20 protein-coding genes are annotated in these 20,450 nt (G+C 66.9%); 18 read left to right on the top strand and 2 right to left on the bottom strand.

Annotation, left to right across the window (positions count from 1 at the left end; translation table 11 throughout):
* From RMP09_RS14940 to zapE, 3 genes are all read left to right on the top strand, one after another.
* Positions 1-401 (top strand): 2-oxo acid dehydrogenase subunit E2 (locus RMP09_RS14940; protein ID WP_310566775.1); only part of this gene is annotated, 401 nt, incomplete at its 5' end.
* Between the two features lie 147 nt (positions 402-548).
* Entirely contained in the window at positions 549-1,976 is a 1,428-nt protein-coding gene (gene lpdA, locus RMP09_RS14935) for a dihydrolipoyl dehydrogenase (RefSeq protein WP_310566774.1), read from the top strand.
* Between the two features lie 13 nt (positions 1,977-1,989).
* Positions 1,990-3,087: a cell division protein ZapE gene (zapE, locus tag RMP09_RS14930; RefSeq protein ID WP_310566773.1), complete on the top strand. Its 1,098-nt coding sequence runs from the start codon at positions 1,990-1,992 to the stop codon at positions 3,085-3,087.
* A 100-nt stretch (positions 3,088-3,187) separates the two neighbouring features.
* Here the strand turns inward: zapE and RMP09_RS14925 are convergent, their stop codons facing one another.
* Together RMP09_RS14925 and RMP09_RS14920 are read right to left on the bottom strand one after the other, a co-directional pair.
* Positions 3,188-3,946 (bottom strand): PP2C family protein-serine/threonine phosphatase, encoded by a 759-nt coding sequence (locus RMP09_RS14925; RefSeq protein ID WP_310566772.1) that lies wholly within the window; start codon positions 3,944-3,946, stop codon positions 3,188-3,190.
* A 127-nt stretch (positions 3,947-4,073) separates the two neighbouring features.
* Positions 4,074-4,877 (bottom strand): outer membrane protein assembly factor BamD, encoded by an 804-nt coding sequence (locus RMP09_RS14920; RefSeq protein WP_310566771.1) that lies wholly within the window; start codon positions 4,875-4,877, stop codon positions 4,074-4,076.
* Positions 4,878-4,908: 31 nt separating this feature from the next.
* Between RMP09_RS14920 and RMP09_RS14915 the strand changes: the two genes are divergently transcribed.
* The 15 genes from RMP09_RS14915 to hflK all read left to right on the top strand — a co-directional run bounded on the left by RMP09_RS14915 (position 4,909) and on the right by hflK (position 20,448).
* Positions 4,909-5,997: an RluA family pseudouridine synthase gene (locus RMP09_RS14915; protein WP_310566770.1), complete on the top strand. Its 1,089-nt coding sequence runs from the start codon at positions 4,909-4,911 to the stop codon at positions 5,995-5,997.
* Between the two features lie 139 nt (positions 5,998-6,136).
* Positions 6,137-6,850: an SMC-Scp complex subunit ScpB gene (gene scpB, locus RMP09_RS14910; protein ID WP_310566769.1), complete on the top strand. Its 714-nt coding sequence runs from the start codon at positions 6,137-6,139 to the stop codon at positions 6,848-6,850.
* Positions 6,813-8,081 carry a pseudouridine synthase gene (locus tag RMP09_RS14905; RefSeq protein ID WP_310566768.1) on the top strand — a complete coding sequence of 423 codons (1,269 nt, stop codon included), beginning with the start codon at positions 6,813-6,815 and terminating at the stop codon, positions 8,079-8,081. Before scpB ends, RMP09_RS14905 begins: the two co-directional genes overlap by 38 nt.
* Before the next feature lie 122 nt (positions 8,082-8,203).
* On the top strand, positions 8,204-8,629 hold the full coding sequence (gene ndk / locus RMP09_RS14900) for a nucleoside-diphosphate kinase (RefSeq protein WP_310566767.1): 426 nt from the start codon (positions 8,204-8,206) through the stop codon (positions 8,627-8,629).
* Between the two features lie 19 nt (positions 8,630-8,648).
* A complete protein-coding gene (gene rlmN / locus RMP09_RS14895) occupies positions 8,649-9,809 on the top strand; it encodes a 23S rRNA (adenine(2503)-C(2))-methyltransferase RlmN (RefSeq protein ID WP_310566766.1) in 1,161 nt (386 codons plus the stop codon).
* A complete protein-coding gene (gene pilW / locus RMP09_RS14890; protein ID WP_310566765.1) occupies positions 9,806-10,651 on the top strand; it encodes a type IV pilus biogenesis/stability protein PilW in 846 nt (281 codons plus the stop codon). Before rlmN ends, pilW begins: the two co-directional genes overlap by 4 nt.
* Positions 10,644-11,594, top strand: coding sequence for a RodZ domain-containing protein (locus RMP09_RS14885; protein WP_310566764.1), 951 nt, complete (start codon positions 10,644-10,646; stop codon positions 11,592-11,594). The genes pilW and RMP09_RS14885 overlap by 8 nt, the downstream gene beginning before the upstream one ends.
* 2 nt (positions 11,595-11,596) lie before the next feature.
* Positions 11,597-12,877 carry a flavodoxin-dependent (E)-4-hydroxy-3-methylbut-2-enyl-diphosphate synthase gene (ispG, locus tag RMP09_RS14880; protein ID WP_310566763.1) on the top strand — a complete coding sequence of 427 codons (1,281 nt, stop codon included), beginning with the start codon at positions 11,597-11,599 and terminating at the stop codon, positions 12,875-12,877.
* A gap of 43 nt (positions 12,878-12,920) precedes the next feature.
* On the top strand, positions 12,921-14,222 hold the full coding sequence (gene hisS / locus RMP09_RS14875; RefSeq protein WP_310566762.1) for a histidine--tRNA ligase: 1,302 nt from the start codon (positions 12,921-12,923) through the stop codon (positions 14,220-14,222).
* Positions 14,223-14,274: 52 nt separating this feature from the next.
* Complete coding sequence (locus RMP09_RS14870; RefSeq protein WP_310566761.1) at positions 14,275-14,949, top strand: tetratricopeptide repeat protein; 675 nt, start codon at positions 14,275-14,277, stop codon at positions 14,947-14,949.
* Complete coding sequence (gene bamB, locus RMP09_RS14865; protein WP_310566760.1) at positions 14,946-16,079, top strand: outer membrane protein assembly factor BamB; 1,134 nt, start codon at positions 14,946-14,948, stop codon at positions 16,077-16,079. The genes RMP09_RS14870 and bamB overlap by 4 nt, the downstream gene beginning before the upstream one ends.
* Before the next feature lie 45 nt (positions 16,080-16,124).
* Complete coding sequence (der, locus tag RMP09_RS14860; RefSeq protein ID WP_310566759.1) at positions 16,125-17,465, top strand: ribosome biogenesis GTPase Der; 1,341 nt, start codon at positions 16,125-16,127, stop codon at positions 17,463-17,465.
* 61 nt (positions 17,466-17,526) lie between these two features.
* Positions 17,527-17,796, top strand: a complete 270-nt coding sequence (hfq, locus tag RMP09_RS14855; RefSeq protein WP_310566758.1) for an RNA chaperone Hfq — start codon at positions 17,527-17,529, stop codon at positions 17,794-17,796.
* 55 nt (positions 17,797-17,851) lie between these two features.
* Positions 17,852-19,036, top strand: a complete 1,185-nt coding sequence (gene hflX, locus RMP09_RS14850; protein ID WP_310566757.1) for a GTPase HflX — start codon at positions 17,852-17,854, stop codon at positions 19,034-19,036.
* A 44-nt stretch (positions 19,037-19,080) separates the two neighbouring features.
* Positions 19,081-20,448: an FtsH protease activity modulator HflK gene (gene hflK / locus RMP09_RS14845; RefSeq protein WP_310566756.1), complete on the top strand. Its 1,368-nt coding sequence runs from the start codon at positions 19,081-19,083 to the stop codon at positions 20,446-20,448.
* Positions 20,449-20,450: the final 2 nt, after the last annotated feature.

Genomic DNA, 20,450 nt, shown 5'->3' with positions numbered 1-20,450 from the left:
TCGGTTCGCCGCGCGGCCTGGTGGTGCCCATCCTGCGCAACGCCGACCAGATGAGTTTCGCCGAGATCGAGAAGAAGATCGCCGAATTCGGTCAGAAGGCCAAAGACGGCAAGCTGGGCATCGACGACATGACCGGTGGCACCTTCTCCATCTCCAATGGCGGCACCTTCGGCTCGATGATGTCCACCCCCATCATCAACCCGCCGCAGTCGGCCATCCTGGGCGTGCACGCCACCAAGGACCGCGCCATGGTTGAAAACGGCCAGGTCGTGGTGCGCCCGATGAACTACTTCGCCATGTCCTACGACCACCGCATCATCGACGGCCGCGAAGCCGTGCTGGGTCTGGTGGCCATGAAGGAAGCGCTGGAAGATCCGGCCCGCCTGCTGTTTGACATTTGACCCACCCCTGCCGCGCTTCGCGCGACCCCCTCAAGGGGGCGGCACCAGCCGTCCGGCAAAGCCGGCCCGGCGGTGCCCCCGGATGGGGCGCGGTACTCGGCTGCTGCCGGTTGCCGGCAACGGTGTAAATCTCATTGAAAGAACATCATGTCTCAAGCATTTGACGTCGTCGTGATCGGCGCCGGCCCCGGCGGCTACATCGCCGCCATCCGCGCCGCCCAGCTGGGCTTCAAGGTCGCGTGCATCGACGAGTGGAAAAACGCCGCCGGCGGCCCGGCCCCGGGCGGCACCTGCACCAACGTCGGCTGCATCCCGTCCAAGGCGCTGCTGCAGTCCTCCGAGCACTTCGAGCACGCCAACCACCATTTCGCCGACCACGGCATCAGCACCGGCAAGGTGACGATGGACGTGGCCAAAATGGTGGGCCGCAAGGACACCGTCGTGAAGCAGAACAACGACGGCATCCTCTACCTGTTCAAGAAGAACAAGGTCACGTTCTTCCACGGCCGTGGATCGTTCGTGAGGGCGGCCGAAGGTGGCTACGAAGTCCAGGTGACCGGCGCCAAGGACGAAGCGATCACCGGCAAGCAGGTCGTGATCGCCACCGGCTCCAACGCCCGCGCGCTGCCTGGCGTGCCGTTCGATGAAGAGAACATCCTGTCCAACGACGGCGCGCTGCGCATCGGCGCTGTGCCCAAGAAGCTGGCCCTGATCGGCTCCGGCGTGATCGGCCTGGAAATGGGCTCGGTCTGGCGCCGCCTGGGCGCGGAAGTCACTATCCTCGAAGGTCTTCCGACCTTCCTGGGGGCGGTGGACGAGCAGATCGCCAAGGAAGCCAAGAAAGCCTTCGACAAGCAGGGCCTGAAGATCGAGCTGGGCGTGAAGGTCGGTGAGATCAAGAACGGCAAGAAGGGCGTGAACGTGGCCTACACCAACGCCAAGGGCGAAGCCGTGGCGCTGGACGTGGACAAGCTGATCGTCTCCATCGGCCGCGTGCCCAACACCAACGGCCTGAACGCCGAAGCCGTGGGCCTGGCGCTGGACGAGCGCGGAGCCATCGTGGTCGACGGCGATTGCAAGACCAACCTGCCGGGCGTCTGGGCGGTGGGCGACGTGGTGCGTGGCCCGATGCTGGCGCACAAGGCGGAAGAAGAGGGCGTGGCGGTGGCCGAACGCATGGCCGGCCAGCACGGCCACGTCAACTTCAACACCATTCCCTGGGTCATCTACACCAGCCCCGAAATCGCCTGGGTCGGCCGCACCGAGCAGCAGCTCAAGGCCGATGGCGTGGCGTACAAGGCCGGCACGTTCCCGTTCCTGGCCAACGGCCGCGCGCGCGCGCTGGGCGACACGACCGGCATGGTCAAGTTCCTGGCCGATGCGACGACGGACGAGATCCTGGGCGTGCACATCGTGGGCCCGATGGCCTCGGAACTGATCTCCGAAGCCGTGGTGGCCATGGAGTTCAAGGCCAGCGCGGAAGACATCGCCCGCATCTGCCACGCGCACCCGTCTCTGTCGGAAGCGACCAAGGAAGCCGCACTGGCGGTGGACAAGCGCACGCTGAACTTCTGACGCGGGTTCGCTCTTGTCGGTCCGCAGCACCTACGAAGCCGAGCTCAAGGAGCGCGGCTACACCACCGACCCCGCCCAGCAACGCGCCATCGCCGCGCTGGAGCGGTGCGCCCTCGACTGGACGAACTACAAACAGAAGCGCTCCAACGCGCTGAAGAAGATGTTCGTCAAACCCGAGATCCCGCGCGGGGTCTACATGTTCGGCGGGGTGGGGCGCGGCAAGAGCTTCCTGATGGACTGCTTCTTCAACGCGGTGCCGATCCGGCGCAAGACGCGCTTGCACTTCCACGAGTTCATGCGCGAAGTGCACCGCGAGTTGCGCGAACTGCAGGGCACGGTCAACCCGCTGGACGAGCTGGGCGAGCGCATCGCCAAGCGCTACAAGCTGATCTGTTTCGACGAATTCCACGTGGCGGATGTGACCGACGCCATGATCCTGCACCGCCTGCTGGACGCCCTGTTCAAGGCCGGCGTGGGCTTCGTCACCACCTCCAACTTCCACCCGGACGGGCTGTACCCCAATGGCCTGCACCGTGACCGCATCCTGCCCGCGATCGAACTGCTCAAGCAGAAGCTGGAAGTGCTCAACGTGGACAACGGCACCGACTACCGCCAGCGCACGCTGACGCACATCGAGCTCTACCACTGCCCACTGGGCGATGCGGCCGATGCCGCCATGCAGAAAACCTTCAACGAGCTCGCCGAAGCGCACGACGAAGACCCGGTGATGCACATCGAGTCGCGCCAGATCCGTTCGATCCGGCGCGCGGGTGGTGTGATCTGGTTCGACTTTCGCACGCTGTGCGGCGGTCCGCGTTCACAGAACGACTACCTGGAAATTGCCACCCAGTTCCACACCGTGCTGCTGTCCAATGTGCCGCAAATGGCCGTGCGCCAGGCGTCCGAGGCCAGGCGCTTCACCTGGCTGGTGGACGTGCTGTACGACCGCCGCGTCACGCTGGTGATGTCGGCCGCCGTGGCACCCGAGCAGCTGTACCTGGAAGGGCCGATGTCGCACGAGTTCCCGCGCACGGTGTCGCGCCTGGGCGAAATGCAGTCAGCTGAGTACCTTGCGCTAGAACACCGCACGGTGGACACCGGCCTGACCTGAGACTGCCGGTATTTTTCCAGTACACACCGTGGGACTGGCTCCGCCAGACCACTGGTGTGGTTCCCCCGGGGGAAGACGCGAAGCGGCGCAGGGGGGCTCGTCAGGTCAGAGGGTCGAACTTGACGATCACCATCGACAGGTTGTCGCCCATGCCCTTGGCGCGAGAGCGCGCCTTCTGGATCAGGAACTCGCAGGCTTCGCGCGGCGAGAGCATCGCAATGGTGCTGGCCAGTTCGTCGGGCGAGAAGTAGTGCCACACGCCGTCGCTGCAGGCCATGAGGGCATCGCCCGGCCCGGCCTGCGGCACCCCGTGGATGTCCACCGGCGGGTCGTTGTCGGTGCCCAGGCAGCCCATCAGGATGTTCGAGTGCGGGTGGTCCAGCGCCTCTTCTTCGCTGATCTCGCCCTGGTTCACCAGCGTCTGCACGTAAGAATGGTCCATGGTGCGGAACACCATCTTGCCGTTGCGGAAGTGGTAGATGCGCGAGTCGCCGGCGTGGATCCAGTGGCTGTCACCGCCGGGGTTGATCAGGAACGCGGCAATGGTGCTGTGGGGTTCCTGCTCGGCCGACACCGCGGTGAGCTTGATCACCAGATGCGACTCTTCGACGATCTGGCGCAGCATGGCCGAGGCGTCGTCGGTCTCCGGGTCGTAGCGCTCGAACAGCTGGCGCGCGGTCAGCATGACCTGGTCGGAGGCCTTGCGTCCACCGCTGCGGCCTCCCATGCCGTCGGCCACCACGGCCAGCAGGCAGCCGGTCTGGCGCGGATGGTGCAGCAGGCACACCTGGTCTTGCTGGTAGTCGCGGTCACCCCGGTGAATGCCGGTGGATGCGTGGATGCGGTAGCCTTTGGACATGGGGCGATCGGGCTGCGGTGTGGTGCAAAAACGCATTCAATGGTAACCACGAACGGTTACACACCAGGGGCTGTCCCCCAAAAAAGCGAGGCCGCCGCGATCGTGCATGCGCCGACGCGGCACAGACTCACCAGAGCTTCCACCAGGCGCTGTCGGCGCTCTTGAAGCCTTGCGAGAGGTACTCGCTCTTCGGGTAGTTGGCCACCATCACGCGCCGTGTGTCGTCGCGCAACTGTGTCATGCCCAGCGCGTCGTACGACTGCATTAGGATGAACAGCGCTTCTTCCAGTGCCGGCGACTGCGGGTAGTCGCTCACGGCTTGCTGCGCCCGGTTGATGGCCGCCACGTGGGCGCCCCGGCTGTGGTAGTACCGCGCCACGTGCACCTCGTACTGCGCCAGCGAGTTGACGATGTACGCCATGCGGCTGCGCGCATCGGGCGTGTAGCGCGAGTCCGGGAAGCGGGTGGCCAGTTCGCGGAAGGCTTCGAACGACTCCTTGGCGGCTTTCTGGTCGCGCTCGGACAGGTCTTGTCGCGCGATCGAGCCGAAGAGGCCGAGGTTGTCGTTGAAGTTGACCAGGCCGCGCAGGTACAGCGCGTAGTCCATGGCCGGGCTGGCGGGGTGCAGGCGCACAAAACGGGTCAGAGTGGCCAGCGCCTGGGCCTGTTCGCCCGACTTGTACTGGGTGTACGCCTTGTCCAGCTGGGCCTGCTGCGCCAGCGGCGTGCCGGCGGCGCGGCCTTCGAGCTTCTCGTACAGGGCGATCGCCTTTTCGTAGGCGCCCGCGTTGCGTTCGTCGGTGGCCTCGCTGTAGAGGCGGTTGGGGCTCCAGCCGGCGGTCTGGTCAACCGGTGTGGTGTTGCAGCCGGTCAGGGTCAGTGCCACGCACAACGCACTCAGCGGCACGACCGATAATCTGGAACCAAACATCAAGGCATACCTTTACAACGGGATCACGGGATTGACCGCAGAAATTATATCGACGGGGGGTGCGCTGCCCGTCACCTCGACGGGGTCTTTACCTGAGGCCGATGGTGCGCAGGCGGCCGCCCAGGACGACTGGGCCAGCGAGACCGAGGCCCGCGCCTGCGAGGTGCCGCCCGAGATGCACGGCTGGCGCATCGACAAGGCGCTGGCGCAGCTGATCCCGGAGTTTTCCCGCTCGTATCTGCAGCAGCTGATGGCTGAAGGCGCGGTGCAGGTGGGCGGCCAACCGGTGATCAAGCCCGCTGCGCGGGTGCAGGTGAGGCAGGCTTTGCTGGTGGAGCTGCGGCCCACGCCGCAGGCCATGGCCTTTGTGCCCCAGCCCATGTCGCTGACCGTGCTGCACGAAGACGCGCACCTGCTGGTGATCCACAAGCCGGCCGGCCTGGTGGTGCACCCGGCCCCCGGACACTGGAGCGGCACCCTGCTCAATGGTCTGCTGGCGCACCACGCTGCGGCGGCCAGCCTGCCGCGCGCTGGCATTGTGCACCGGCTGGACAAGGACACCTCGGGGCTGATGCTGGTGGCCAAGAGCCGGCCCGCCATGGACGCCCTGGTGCGGGCCATCGCCGCCCGCGAGGTGCAGCGCGAGTACCTCGCGCTCGCACACGGGCGCTGGATCGGCGCCGAAGAACTGCTGGTGGACCAGCCCATGGGGCGCGACCCCCACAACCGCCTGCGCATGGCGGTGCTCAAGCCCGAGAGCACCGGCGCCAAAGCGGCGCAGACCACGGTGCGGGTGCTGGACGGCAACGACACCCACACCCTGGTGGCTTGCAAGCTGCACACCGGGCGTACGCACCAGATCCGCGTGCACATGGCCTGGCTGGGGCACCCGCTGGTGGGCGATGTGGTCTATGGCGGCAAGCCCCAGCACGGCCTGACCCGCCAGGCCCTGCACGCCACGCGCCTGAGGCTGGCGCACCCGATCAGCGGTGAGCCTCTGGCTTTTGTGTCGGAGCCGCCCCCCGATCTGCTGCAGGGTCTGGTGCTGGCGGGCCTCCATTACAATCACCACCTTTGGGATGCTTGCAATCCCGACCGGTCAGCCCCGCAGCGGCGATGACCCGACCGGCCCGGTTTCTGTGCCGTCTGTTGCACGATCCCATGTGCGGCTCCCTGGCTGCCCACGCTGTTGTTACAGCGGCCCTCCGCCCCAACGCTCTGTCCATACCGGTCGATCCGGTTATTGATCCATTCATTCGATGAACACCACGGATGCCCGCCGCGTCCTAGAGACGGCCCTGATCTGCGCGCCCCAACCGCTGTCCGTGCGGGACATGGGCGTGCTGTTCGACGCCGAACTCGCGCCCGACACCATCAAGACCCTGCTGGCCGAGCTGCAGCAGGAGTGGACCGGCCGCGGCGTGGAGCTGGTGCCGGTGGCCAGTGGCTGGCGGTTCCAGAGCCGGCCCGAGATGCGACCGTTCCTGGACCGCCTGCACCCCGAAAAGCCGCCGCGCTACACCCGCGCCACGCTCGAAACCCTGGCCATCATCGCCTACCGCCAGCCCGTCACGCGGGGCGACATGGAAGACATCCGCGGCGTGACCATCAACTCGCTGCTGCTCAAGCAGCTCGAAGACCGGGGCTGGATCGAGGTGATCGGTCACCGCGAAACGGTCGGTCGACCCTCCCTGTTTGCGACCACGCGCCAGTTTCTGGACGACCTGGGCCTGGCCTCGCTGGACCAGCTGCCGCCGCTGGACGGCAGCGACGTGCAGGAGTCAGCCCTGGGGCGACTGGATTTCGAGGCCCTGAACGACAGCCTGCAGGCCGAAGCTGCGGACGAGCCGGCGGTGGCCGCCGCCGTGGACGATCCGCACACGCAAGCCATTCCTTTTGACGAACCATCGCCCGCTGCGGCGCCACAGGACTCCCATGACAACGGTGCCGCACCCGAAGAAAACCCCGCCTGATCTGTCCGGCGCACCAGCCCAGCCAGCGGATGTGCCGCAAGCGGCCGAAACGTCCGATCTGCGGTTCGACGACGTCGTCAGCGGCGCCTTTGATGCGGAGCAGTCGCAGGACCTGCCGCAGCCCACCAAGCGCGTGCTCGCGCCGCAGGCCGAATCGCCCAAGCTGCACAAGGTGCTGGCCCAGGCCGGCATGGGTTCGCGACTGGAGATGGAGCAGCTGATCCTCGAAGGCCGCATTTCGGTCAACGGTGAGCCGGCGCACGTGGGGCAGCGCATCCAGTACGGTGACGTGATCAAGGTCAACGGCAAGCCGGTGCGCGTGCGCATGACACCGCCGCCGCCGCGCGTGCTGGCCTATCACAAGCCCGCCGGCGAGGTGGTGTCGCACGACGACCCGCAGAACCGGCCCACCGTGTTCCGCCGCCTGCCGCGTCTGTACCAGGGCAAGTGGCAGTCGGTCGGGCGGCTGGACCTGAACACCGAAGGCCTGCTGCTGCTGACCGATTCGGGCGAGTTGGCCAACCGTCTGATGCACCCCCGCTTTGGCCTGCAGCGCGAATACGCGGTGCGTGTGCTCGGCGCCCTGTCCAACGACGAAAAGCAGCGCCTGCTCGATGGCGTGAAGCTCGAAGACGGTGTGGCCCAGTTCGCCAGCATCGAAGACGGCGGCGGTGAAGGCGCCAACTGCTGGTACCGCGTCACCATTGGCGAGGGTCGCAACCGCGAGGTGCGCCGCATGTTCGAGGCGGTCGGTCACGCCGTCAGCCGGCTGATCCGCATCCGCTACGGCGCCATGATGCTGCCGCGCGGTCTGAAGCGCGGTGTGTGGGTGGAGCTGGATCAGGGGGATATCGATCGGTTGACCTCCGCCGCCGGCATGCCGGCCGCTGCCGAGCGCGCGCCGCGCCCGGCTGGCCGTCCGGGGCCGCTGCGCGGCAAGGCGGCGCCCAAGCCGACCGCCAAGACGGGGGGGCGCTCCTACGGCAACCCGGCCGGCAGCCGGGGCGATGCGCCCGATGTGAGGCGCAGCAGCATGTTTGCGCCCACCGGCAACCAGGCCCGGCCGGCCAAGGGCGGTGCGGGTCGAGGCGAGGCGGGTGCGCAGCAGCCCGACCCGATGAAGACCTCCTTTGGCTACATCGGGCAGGACGCCCTGCAGCGCCAGCGCCAGCGCGAGCAGGCGGGCAAGCGCCCGTCGGGGCCGCCGCGGCGCCGTTCGGGCGGTCGCTGATCCGAGCCGCCCAGGAACCCCGAAGGGGGTTTCACACTCTGAGATTCATGCGGGCAATGTAGAATCAAAGGCTTTGCGGTCCGCTGCAAGAATCCGTTTTTTCCAACAATTCAAGGAATACCATGGCCATCGAACGCACCCTTTCCATCATCAAGCCCGACGCCGTCGCCAAGAACGTGATCGGCCAGATCTACGCCCGTTTCGAAGCCGCCGGCCTGAAGGTCGTGGCCGCCAAGATGGCCCACCTGTCGCAGCGCGAAGCCGAGCAGTTCTACGCTGTGCACAAAGAGCGTCCTTTCTTCAAGGACCTGGTGAGCTTCATGATCTCCGGCCCGGTGATGATCCAGGCCCTGGAAGGTGAGGGCGCCATTGCCAAGAACCGCGACCTGATGGGCGCCACCGATCCCAAGAAGGCCGCCGCCGGCACGATCCGCGCCGACTTCGCCGACAGCATCGACGCCAACGCCGTGCACGGCTCCGACGCTCCCGAAACCGCCGCTGTGGAAGTTGCCTTCTTCTTCCCCGGCATGAACGTGTACTCGCGCTGATCCGCGCGAACGCCATGACATGACGGTCAACCTGCTCGACTTCGATCTCGAGGGCTTGGCCGCCTATTGCGAACAGCTGGGCGAAAAGCGCTTCCGCGCCGTCCAGCTGTTTCGCTGGATCCACCAAAAGGGGGCTGCGCGCTTCGACGAGATGACCGATCTCGCCAAGAGCCTGCGCGAAAAGCTCCCGGCGGTCTGCAGCATCGACGATCTGCCCGTGCTCTCGCGCCAGGACTCGGCCGACGGCACCATCAAGTGGCTGTTCGATGTGCGCGACGGCAACGCCGTCGAAACCGTGTTCATTCCCGAAGACGATCGGGGAACCCTCTGTATCTCATCCCAGGCCGGTTGCGCCGTGGGATGCCGTTTCTGCTCCACCGGCCATCAGGGCTTTTCGCGCAACCTCACCACGGGTGAGATCCTGGCGCAGCTCTGGCACGCCGAACATTTCCTGCGCAAGCACCTGAAAACCACCGAGCGCGTCATCACCAACGTGGTGATGATGGGCATGGGCGAGCCGCTGCAGAACTACAACGCGCTGGTGCCGGCGCTGCGCGTGATGCTGGATGACCACGGCTACGGCCTCTCGCGCCGCCGCGTGACGGTCTCGACCTCGGGCGTGGTGCCCATGATCGACCGGCTGGCCAAAGACTGCCCGGTGGCGCTCGCCGTGTCCTTGCACGCGCCCAGCGACGCGCTGCGCGACCCGCTGGTGCCGCTCAACCGCAAGTACCCGCTGGCCGAGCTGCTGGATGCCTGCCTGCGCTACCTGCCGGCCGCGCCGCGCGACTTCATCACTTTCGAGTACTGCATGCTCGACGGCGTGAACGACCAGCCCGAGCACGCGCAGCAGCTGCTCCAGCTGGTCAAGACCCACGGCGGCCGCGGCGTGCCGTGCAAGATCAACCTGATTCCTTTCAATCCCTTCCCGGATTCCGGACTGAAGTGTTCGCCGCGCCCGGTCGTGCTGGCCTTTGGCCGCATCCTCAACGAGGGCGGGGTGGTCACCACGGTGCGCAAGACGCGGGGTGATGACATCGACGCCGCCTGTGGACAGCTGGCCGGTGACGTGCTGGACCGCACCGATGCCGCGCGCCGCCTGTCGCAGCGACGTGTCAGCGAGCAACCCATCCGCTTCGTGGGCGCCGCCCCGGGCACCAACAAGGATCCGCAGCCATGACGAAGACCTTCGGTTCGGTCGCCGCAAACGTGTCCTGGGGCCGTTGGTGGCCCCTGGTCTTGGGTGGCTGGGTGGTGGCGGCGGGACTGTCGGGCTGTGCGGGCGGGGCCGGAGCGCCGTCGGCGGCCCCGATGTCGAGCGAGCCGGTGACCGAATCCGACGAGCCGGAAGCCCGCAAGCGCGCCCGCATCCGGCTGGAATTGGCGTCCAACTACTTCGAGAACGGCCAGACCACGGTGGCGCTGGACGAGATCAAGCAGTCGCTGGTCGCCGATCCGAGCTACCCCTCGGCCTATGTGTTGCGTGGCCTGGTGTACATGCGCATGAACGAGACCGGCCTGGCCGAAGACAGCTTTCGCCGCGCCCTGCAACTGAACCCGCGCGACGCCGACGCACTGCACAACTACGGCTGGTTCGCCTGCCAGCAGGGCCGCCATGTCGAAGCCATCGACTTCTTCCAGCGTGCGCTGGCCAGTCCGGTCTATGGCGGTCAGGCCAAGACCCTGATGGCCAAAGGCATCTGCCAGACCCGCATGGGCCAGTTCGCCGAAGCCGAAGGCAGTTTTTCTCGCTCGTACGAGCTGGACGCCGCCAACCCCATCACCGGCTACAACCTGACGTCCTTGCTGTACCGCCGCGGCGAATACACGCGGGCCCAGTTCTACATCCGCCGCCTGAACAATTCCGAGCTCGCCAACGCCGAGACGCTGTGGCTGGGCATCAAGGTGGAACGCCGTCTGAACAACACCGAGGCCACCGAGCAGCTGGCGCAGCAGCTCTCGCGTCGCTACCCCAAGTCGCGCGAGTGGGCGTCGTACCAGCGCGGAGCTTTTGATGAGTGAACCCTTGATTTCCCCTGTCGCTGAACCTGCGGTCACCGTGGACCGCCCCGTGTTGCTGCGCGAAGCGCGCGAGGCCGCCGGCCTGCACATCGCGGCACTGGCCGCAGCCTTGAAGGTGCCGGTCAAAAAGCTCGAAGCGCTGGAGGCCGGTCGTTACGACGAGCTGCCCGACATGACGTTCTCGCGCGCGCTGGCATCCAGTGCTTGCCGCCATCTCAAGGTCGATCCGGTGCCGGTGTTGGCGCAGATTCCCATGGGCCATCGGCCGCAGCTGGGTGATTCGGCTCAGACGATCAACGCGCCGTTCAAGGGTGTGGGCGATCCGGCGCCGCTGAACGCCATGGGCTGGTTGTCGCGTCCGGCCGTGCTGGCCGCCATCGCCTTGCTGCTGGGCGCGCTGGTGCTGGTGCTCCTGCCCCAGCCGGAGATCGCACCGCCGGCCGACGTGGTCATGCCGCCGCCCGGCGCAGTGCCCGACGCCCCCGCGCAGGTGACCGAGCCTGCCCCGGCGTCGGTTGCACCGGAGGGCGAGGTCGTCACGCCGACGCCTGGCGCGGCCCCCGTCCCTGGCGCTGTGCCAGAGGCTGCCCCGCCTGTGGCAAGTGCGCCCACCGTGGCCGCTCCCGCCAACACGACCCCGACCGTTTCCGCCACGACCGCAGTTCCTGCGTCGGTCTCGTCCACCTTGGCATCGGCCGGTGCGGCGGGAACTTTGCTGAGCATCACCGCTACCGGCGAGTCCTGGGTGGAGGTGCTCAACGGCGCCGGCAGTGTGGTCATGAAGCGCATGCTCAAGACCGGTGACGTGGTCGATTTTTCAACTGCGCCGCCGTATTCGGTGGTGCTGGGGCGTGCCGATGCGGTCCAGGTGACCGTGCGCGGCAAGCCGTTTGACACCACGCCCTTTGCCCGCAACAGCGTGGCCCGTTTCGAGGTGAAGTGACCATGGACACCGCCGTCAAGTCCGCTGACCCGTCTTTGCCCATCCCGCTGGGTGAGGCGCTGGCGCGCCGCTCCCGCCAGGGTGTGGTGGTGTGGGGTTCGAACCGTGTCACGGTCGGTGGCAGCGCGCCGGTGCGCGTGCAGTCCATGACCAACACCGACACGGCCGACGCCATCGGTACCGCGATCCAGGTCAAGGAACTGGCGCTGGCCGGCTCGGAGCTGGTGCGCATCACCGTCAACAACGACGAAGCCGCCGCCGCTGTGCCGCACATCCGCGAGCAGCTGGACCGCATGGGCGTCAGCGTGCCGCTGATCGGTGACTTCCACTACAACGGCCACAAGCTGCTGAGTGACCACCCGGCCTGCGCCGAGGCGCTGTCCAAGTACCGCATCAACCCCGGCAACGTGGGCAAGGGCGAGAAGGGTGATCGCCAGTTCGCGCAGATGGTCGAGATCGCCGCGCGCCACGACAAGGCCATCCGCATCGGCGTGAACTGGGGCAGCCTGGACCAGGAGTTGCTCGCCCGCCTGATGGACCAGAACTCGCTGCGCGCCCAGCCCTGGGAGGCGCGCCAGGTCATGTACGAGGCGCTGATCACCTCGGCGCTCGAATCGGCCGCGCAGGCCGAGGCCCTGGGTCTGCGGCGCGAGCAGGTCATGCTGTCGTGCAAGGTCAGCGGCGTGCAGGACCTGATCGCCGTCTACCAGGCACTGGCGCAGCGTTGCGACAACCCGCTGCACCTGGGTCTGACGGAAGCCGGCATGGGCACCAAGGGCACGGTGGCTTCGGCTGCGGCGCTGGCGGTGCTGCTGCAGCAGGGCATTGGCGACACCATCCGCGTCTCGCTCACGCCGCAGCCCGGCGAAGCGCGCACGCAGGAGGTGGTGATCGCGTCCGAGATCCTGCAATCGCTGGGCCTGCGCGTGTTCGTGCCCAGCGTCACCGCCTGCCCGGGTTGTGGCCGCACCACCAGCACCACCTTCCAGGAACTGGCCAAGCAGATCGACGACTATCTGCGCTCGTCCATGCCGGTCTGGCGCAGCAAGTACCCCGGCGTGGAGAACATGAAGGTCGCTGTCATGGGCTGCATCGTCAACGGCCCCGGCGAAAGCAAGCACGCCGACATCGGCATCAGCCTGCCGGGCACCGGCGAGGCGCCGGCCGCGCCGGTGTTCATCGACGGGCAGAAGGCGATGACGCTGCGCGGCACTGGTATCGCCAGCGAGTTCCAGGCCATCGTTGAAAACTACATTGAAAAACGGTTCGGCACTTCCGCCTGACCTCCGGCGCGGCCTGGGCCGCGCCATTACCTGACAAGCATCCATGGCAGAAAAACTCAGCGCCGTCAAAGGCATGAACGACATTGCGCCCCCCGTGTCCGCCCACTGGGAGTGGCTGGAAGACAAGCTGCGCACGTTGATGCAGCGCTACGGCTACCGCAACCTGCGCACGCCCATCGTGGAACCCACCGCGCTGTTCGTGCGCAGCCTCGGCGAAGTGACCGACATTGTCGAGAAGGAGATGTATTCCTTCGAAGACCGGCTCAACGGCGAGCAGCTGACGCTGCGCCCCGAGAACACGGCCGGGGTGGTGCGCGCCGCGGTCGAGCATTCGCTGATCTACGACGGAGGCAAGCGCCTGTACTACATGGGCCCCATGTTCCGCCACGAGCGGCCGCAGCGGGGCCGCTACCGCCAGTTCCACCAGTTTGGCGCCGAGGCGCTGGGCTTCGCAGGGCCGGACGTGGACGCCGAACTGATCGTGCTGGCCTGCGACCTCTGGGCCGAACTGGGTCTGGACGGCATCGAGCTGGAAATCAACAGCCTGGGCCAGCCGGCCGAGCGCCTGGCGCACCGCGCGGCGCTGATCAGCTATCTGGAAGAGCACGCCGACCTGCTGGACGAGGACGCCCGGCGTCGCCTGCACAGCAACCCGCTGCGCATCCTGGACACGAAGAACCCCGCCATGCAGGCCATGGTGAACGGTGCGCCGCACCTCATGGCCTTTCTGGGGCCGGAGTCGCTGGACCACTTCAACCGCCTGCGCGCGCTGCTGGACGCGCAGGGCATTGCCTACCGCATCAACCCGCGCCTGGTGCGCGGCATGGACTACTACAACCTCTCGGTGTTCGAATTTGTGACGACGCAGCTGGGCTCGCAGGGCACCGTGTGCGCCGGCGGCCGCTACGACGGCCTGTTCGAGCAGATCGGCAGCAAGGTCGCGCCGGCCGTGGGCTGGGCGCTGGGCATGGAACGTATCCTGGAACTGCTCAAAGAGCAGGGCAAGCTGCCCGCCCAGCCGGTGCCCGATGCCTACGCCGTTGTGCCCGATGCGGCGGCGCTGCCGCAGGTCATGAAGCTGCTGCGCGAACTGCGCCGCCTGGGTCTGAACGTGCAGATGCACGCCGGCAGCGCCGACGGCATGGGCAGCATGAAATCCCAGTTCAAGAAGGCCGACGGCAGCGGCGCCCGCTTTGCGCTGATCTTCGGCGAGCAGGAGCTGGCGCAAGGCATGGTGGGCGTCAAGCCGCTGCGCGCACCGTCCGAAGGCCAGGCCCCGGCGGCCCAGACGCTGCAGCCGCTGGCCGATCCGTCCGCCTGGGCGGCGGGTCTGCGCAGCGCCTGATCCCCCACAGCCGCCCGCCTACAATCGCCGGTTCCGCATCTCCCTCACGCACATGGCCAACCACCTCGACCTCGAAGAGCAGGAACAGCTCGACCAGCTCAAACATTTCTGGGCCCAGTACGGCAACCTCATCACCTGGGTGCTGATCGCCGTGTTCGGCAGCTTCGCGGCCTGGAATGGCTGGAACTACTGGCAGCGCACGCAGGCCACCAAGGCTGCTGCGCTGTACGACGAGATCGACCGTGCGGCCACGGCGCGCGACGCCGACAAGATGGCGCGGTCCCTGTCCGAGATGCAGGACCGTTTTGGTGGCAGCACGTTTGCCGCCCAGGGGGCCTTGCTGGCTGGCAAGACCTTGTTTGAAGCCGGTAAACCCGATGCGGCGCGCGCCGCCCTGGGCTGGGTGAGCGAGAAGTCGTCGGACGAGGCCTACCAGGCGATCGCCCGTCTGCGCCTGGCCGGTCTGGATGTCGAGGCCAAGGCCTACGACCAGGCCCTGAAAACCCTGGAGGCGCCCATGCCCAAGGCCTTTGAAGCCCTGGCTGCCGACCGCCGTGGCGACGTGTACCTGGCACAGGGCAAGGCCGACGAAGCGCGCCAGCAGTACGAAGCCGCCTGGCGCAGCTTCGGCAAGCGTGTGGAGTACCGCAACCTGGTCGAGGTCAAGCTGGCGTCGCTCGGTGTTGATGCGGCCACCCTGACCCCGCCTGCGGAGGCTGCGCGTTGAAGCCCGCTGTCCGCCCCATCCCGCGCCTGTGGTTGGCCGGTCTGGCGCTGGCTGCGCTGGCCGCCTGCTCGTCCAGCCCCGACAAACCGCGTCCCGCCAACTTGCCGCCTGCGGCCACCGTTCTGGGCACCCAGCAGGTGTGGACGGCCCAGGTCGGTGCGAGCCAGACCCCGGTCGCCCCACGGGCCACCGCAGACCATGTGTTTGTGGCCGGCGCGGGCAACAGCGTCGTGGCGCTGGCCGCGGAGTCGGGCAAGGAAGTCTGGCGCCTGGCGCTGGGTGCGCCGGTCACGACCGGCATCGGCACCGATGGCGACACCGTCGCTGTGGTGACCCAGGACAACGACCTCGTGGCCATGGCCGCCGGGCAGCAGCTCTGGCGTGTGCGCCTGGGTGCCAGTGCCCAGACGGCCCCGCTGGTGGCGGGGCGCCGCGTGTTCGTGCTGGCGGCCGACCGCAGTGTGGTCTCGTTCGATGGTCAGACCGGCAAGCGCCTGTGGACGCAAACCCGCACCGGCGAGCCTCTGGTGTTGAACCAGCCCGGCGCACTGCTGGCGGTGGGCGATACCCTGGTCGCAGGCCTGGGTGGGCGCCTGGTGGGTCTGAACCCGCTCAACGGCTCGGTGCGCTGGGAAGCGTCGATCGCCAACGCCCGCGGCACGAACGAAGTCGAGCGGCTGGTGGACATCGTGGGTCCGGTCAGCCGGGTGGGCAACAGCGTGTGCGCACGCGCCTACGCCAGTGCGGTCGGCTGTGTCGATGCCGGCAGCGGCCGCGTGACCTGGAGCAAGTCCGCACTGGGTTCGCAGGGCCTGGGGGGCGACGACCGCCTGGTGTTCGGCAGCGAATCCGATGGTCGCGTGCAGGCGTGGCAGCGCAGCAATGGTGAAGACGCCTGGAGCGTGGATCGCCTCAAGCACCGTGGGCTGACGGCGCCGGTGGCGCTGGGGCGCGTGATCGCCGTGGGCGATGGCACGGGTCTGGTGCATCTGCTTTCGCGCGAAGACGGTGCCGAGATGGCCCGTCTGAGCAGCGACGGCTCGGCCATCGTGGGCGCTCCCCTGCTGGTGGGGCCCTCGCTGGTGGTGCAGACACGCAACGGCGGTGTCTTCGCCTGGCGTCCGCAGTAGTGGCGTGGGTCCATCCTGGACCCCGCATTTGAAAGGTTCTGTTTCGTGAAACCCGTCATCGCCCTGGTGGGGCGCCCCAACGTGGGCAAGTCCACCCTGTTCAACCGCCTGACGAGTTCTCGCGATGCCATCGTGGCCGACTTTGCAGGCCTCACCCGTGACCGCCACTACGGCAACGGTCACCTGGGCCGTCGTGAATTCATCGTCATCGACACCGGCGGCTTCGAGCCCACGGCCGAGTCCGGCATCTACAAGGAAATGGCCAAACAGACGCGCCAGGCTGTGGCCGAGGCCGACGTGGTCATTTTCGTGGTGGATGCGCGTGGCGGCCTGAGCGCGCAGGACCACGACATCGCGCAGTACCTGCGCCGCCTGGGCAAGCCCACGCTGCTGGTGGCCAACAAGGCCGAAGGCATGAAGGAGGGCTCGCAGCTGGTCGAGTTCTACGAGCTGGGCCTGGGTGACGTGATGCCCGTTTCCGGCGCCCACGGTCAGGGCGTGCGCTCGATGCTTGAGTCCGCGCTGGAGGCCATTCCGGGTCTGCCGGAAGAAGACGAAGACGCGGTCGAAGAAGACACCGGTGTCATCCGTCTGGCTGTGGCGGGGCGTCCGAACGTGGGCAAGTCCACCCTGATCAACTGCTGGCTGGGCGAAGAGCGCCTGGTGGCCTTTGACATGCCGGGCACCACGCGCGATGCGATTGCGGTCCCCTTCGAGAAGGACGGTCAGAAGTTCGAGCTGATCGACACCGCCGGCCTGCGCCGCAAGGGCCAGGTGTTCGAGGCGATCGAGAAGTTCTCGGTGGTCAAGACGCTGCAGGCCATCGAAGGTGCGCACGTGGTGCTGTTGCTGCTGGACGCCACGCAAGGTGTGACCGACCAGGACGCCCACATCGCCGGCTACATCCTCGAAAGCGGGCGCGGTGTGGTGATCGCGATCAACAAATGGGATGCGGTGGACGAGTACCAGCGCCAGCAGATCGAGCGGCAGATAGAGAACCGGTTGTCGTTCCTGAAGTTCGCGTCGCTGCACCTGATCTCGGCCAAGAAGCGCCAGGGCCTGGCACCCGTGTGGAAGTCCATCAAGCAGGCGCGGGCGTCGGCCATGCGCAAGATGACCACGCCGGTGCTCACGCGGCTGCTGCAGGAGGCTGTGGCCTTCCAGTCGCCGCCCAGGAGCGGCATGTTCCGCCCCAAGATGCGCTACGCCCACCAGGGCGGCATGAACCCGCCGGTGATCGTGATCCACGGCAATTCTCTGGAGCATGTGCCGGAGGTCTACCGCCGATTTTTGGAAGGTCGGTTCCGCAAGGCCTTCGATCTGGTGGGCACGCCGCTGCGCATCGAGTTCAAAACCTCGGCCAACCCCTTCAAAGACGCGGAATGAGCCGAACCCTCGCGGCCGGTCGGGCAGTGCTGTGGTATGGTTCACGTCCTAACAACTTCTTTTGAACACGGAGCATATCGTGAGCAATAACAAAGGCCAACTCTTGCAAGACCCTTTCCTGAACCAGCTGCGTCGCGAGCACGTGCCCGTGTCGATCTACCTGGTCAACGGCATCAAGCTTCAGGGTCAGATTGAGTCTTTCGACCAATACGTCGTGCTGCTGCGCAACACCGTGACGCAAATGGTCTACAAGCACGCCATTTCCACCATTGTCCCGGGTCGTCCGGTGCAGTTCTCCGCCAACGCGGCGGACGAATCTGCCGCGTCTTGACCCGGCGCGCACCTCCTGCCGTGCGCGGCACGGCGGCGGCGCTGGTTGATCCGAATTGAACCCGTCCGCCTCCGCGAAAGCCTCCACCCCATCGGTCATCCTGGTCGGGGTGGATTTTGGCTTGCCGCATTTCGATACCGAACTTGAGGAGCTGGGCCTGTTGGCCCAGACCGCCGGGTTCGCTGTCGCCGATCGCGTCACCTGCAAGCGCAGGGCGCCCGATCCGGCTTTGTTTGTCGGTTCGGGCAAGGCCGATGAAATCAAGATGCTGGCCCAGTCCACCGGCGCCAGTGAGGTGTTGTTTGACCAGGCCCTGAGCCCGGCCCAGCAGCGCAACCTGGAGCGTGCTCTGGGCTTGCCGGTCAACGACCGCACCCTGCTCATCTTGCAAATCTTCGCACAACGCGCTCGCAGCCACGAAGGCAAGCTGCAGGTGGAGTTGGCGCGCTTGCAGTACCTGTCCACCCGCCTTGTGCGCCGCTGGACCCACCTGGAACGCCAGAGCGGTGGCATCGGCATGCGCGGTGGTCCGGGCGAAACCCAGATCGAACTCGACCGGCGCATGATCAACGACGCCGTCAAGCGCACCAAGGAACGGCTGGAAAAGGTCAAGAAACAGCGCGCCACCCAGCGCCGCCAGCGTGACCGTCGCGACGCCTTCACGATCTCGCTGGTGGGGTACACCAACGCGGGCAAATCTTCGCTGTTCAACGCCCTGGTCAAGGCCCGTGCCTACGCGGCCGATCAGCTGTTCGCCACGCTGGACACCACCACGCGTCAGCTCTACCTGGGAGAGGCGGGGCGTTCGGTCTCGCTGTCCGACACCGTGGGGTTCATCCGCGACCTGCCGCACGGTCTGGTGGATGCCTTTGCCGCCACCCTGCAAGAAGCGGCCGATGCCGACCTGCTGCTGCACGTGGTGGATGCCTCCAATCCCGCGCACCCCGAGCAGGTCGCGTCGGTGATGGGCGTGCTCAAGGACATCGGTGCCGATCAGGTGCCGCAGATCCTGGTCTTCAACAAGCTCGACGCCATGGACCCCGCTGCGGTGCCCCATGTGTTGAGCGATGCCATGGAACTGCAGGGGCAGTCGGTGGCTCGTATCTTCGTGAGTGCGCAGACCGGTGAGGGGGTGCCTCAGTTGCGCCGCCTGCTGGCCGAGCGTGTGCTGGCCTCGGCGGTGGCACATGACCCGGATACCCCGGGGGTGTTGGATGTCGTGCGGAGTGACGAGCCCTGATTGGGCACAATGTGGTGGTTTTGATTCGAACGAGCTTTCAACACATGGATGTGAACCTGCAATCTCCTCGCGCCAACACCGCGCCGCGCCTGAGTCCGCTGAACCGGGTCTGGCGCCGACTGCTGGGCATGTTCAATCTGAACGACCCCCGCTGGGGCCGGGGCGAAGAGGGCGGCGAAAAGGACAAGCCGCAGCAACCCGGTAACGGGGATGATGGCAATCGACAGCCGGCACGGCCACCGCAACGCCCGCAAGGCGCCAACCAGGGGCCTCCGGATTTGGACGAGCTCTGGCGCGACTTCAATCGCAAGCTCGGCGGCCTGTTGGGTGGCAAAGGTGGTGGCGGCGGACAAGGTTCCGGTGGTGGTTCGCCGGGTTTCAATCCCAGCCCCAAAACCACAGGCATCGGCGTCGGCCTGATCGCCGGTGTGGCTGTGCTGATCTGGCTGGGCACGGGTTTCTTCATCGTGCAGGAAGGCCAGCAAGCCGTCATCACGCAGTTTGGGCGCTACCACAGCACGGTGGGGGCGGGCTTCCAGTGGCGCCTGCCGTACCCGGTGCAGCGCCATGAAACTGTGTTCGTGACCCAGTTGCGTTCGGTGGACGTGGGGCGCGATGCCATCGTGCCCGCCACCGGTCTGCGCGAATCCTCGATGCTGACCGAGGACGAGAACATCGTGGACATCAAGTTCGTGGTGCAGTACCGCCTCAAGGACGCACGCGAATACCTGTTCGAAAGCCGCGACCCCGATGGTGCGGTCGTCAAGGCCGCCGAAACCGCCGTGCGCGAGGTGGTGGGCAAGATGAAGATGGACGCAGCCCTGGTGGAGGAGCGCGACCAGATTGCCCCGCGCGTGCGCCAGCTCATGCAGACCATCCTGGACCGCTACAGCGTCGGCATCGCCGTCGAGAGCATCAACCTGCAGATGGTGCGCCCGCCCGAGCAGGTGCAGGCCGCGTTTGACGACGTGCTCAAGGCCGGCCAGGAACGCAACCGCGCCAAGGACGAGGCCCAGGCTTACGCCAACGACGTCATCCCCCGTGCCCGTGGTGCCGCTTCTCGTCTGAACGAAGAGGCCGAGGGCTACCGCGCACGCATCGTTGCGCAGGCCGAAGGTGATGCGCAGCGTTTCCGCTCGGTGCTGGCCGAATACCAGAAGGCGCCCCAGGTCACGCGCGACCGCATGTATGTGGACACCATGAAAGAGGTGTACAGCAACGTGACCAAGGTCATGGTGGACGCCAAGTCCGGTTCCAATCTGCTGTACCTGCCGCTGGACAAGATCATGCAGATGACCGCGCCCGCCGCTCCGGTGGCAAGCAGCGCGCCTGCACCCGCGCCCGCGGCGACCACGGCTCCCGCAGCCAACCCGAACAACAACGCCCGCTCGCGCGAGCGTGAGAGCCGCTGAGC

This window comes from Hydrogenophaga sp. (assembly GCF_031426985.1).
Taxonomy (GTDB): Bacteria; Pseudomonadota; Gammaproteobacteria; order Burkholderiales; family Burkholderiaceae_C; genus Hydrogenophaga.
The sequence above is the reverse complement of the archived record's forward strand: the minus strand, read 5'-3'. Positions and strand labels throughout refer to the sequence as shown.

Coding starts and splice junctions, on each gene's coding strand:
- lpdA (WP_310566774.1), top strand. CDS start 549: ATGTCTCAAGCATTTGACGTCGTCGTGATCGGCGCCGGCCCCGGCGGC.
- RMP09_RS14925 (WP_310566772.1), bottom strand. CDS start 3,946: ATGTCCAAAGGCTACCGCATCCACGCATCCACCGGCATTCACCGGGGT.
- RMP09_RS14920 (WP_310566771.1), bottom strand. CDS start 4,877: ATGTTTGGTTCCAGATTATCGGTCGTGCCGCTGAGTGCGTTGTGCGTG.
- scpB (WP_310566769.1), top strand. CDS start 6,137: ATGAACACCACGGATGCCCGCCGCGTCCTAGAGACGGCCCTGATCTGC.
- RMP09_RS14905 (WP_310566768.1), top strand. CDS start 6,813: ATGACAACGGTGCCGCACCCGAAGAAAACCCCGCCTGATCTGTCCGGC.
- ndk (WP_310566767.1), top strand. CDS start 8,204: ATGGCCATCGAACGCACCCTTTCCATCATCAAGCCCGACGCCGTCGCC.
- rlmN (WP_310566766.1), top strand. CDS start 8,649: ATGACGGTCAACCTGCTCGACTTCGATCTCGAGGGCTTGGCCGCCTAT.
- pilW (WP_310566765.1), top strand. CDS start 9,806: ATGACGAAGACCTTCGGTTCGGTCGCCGCAAACGTGTCCTGGGGCCGT.
- RMP09_RS14885 (WP_310566764.1), top strand. CDS start 10,644: ATGAGTGAACCCTTGATTTCCCCTGTCGCTGAACCTGCGGTCACCGTG.
- ispG (WP_310566763.1), top strand. CDS start 11,597: ATGGACACCGCCGTCAAGTCCGCTGACCCGTCTTTGCCCATCCCGCTG.
- hisS (WP_310566762.1), top strand. CDS start 12,921: ATGGCAGAAAAACTCAGCGCCGTCAAAGGCATGAACGACATTGCGCCC.
- RMP09_RS14870 (WP_310566761.1), top strand. CDS start 14,275: ATGGCCAACCACCTCGACCTCGAAGAGCAGGAACAGCTCGACCAGCTC.
- hflK (WP_310566756.1), top strand. CDS start 19,081: ATGGATGTGAACCTGCAATCTCCTCGCGCCAACACCGCGCCGCGCCTG.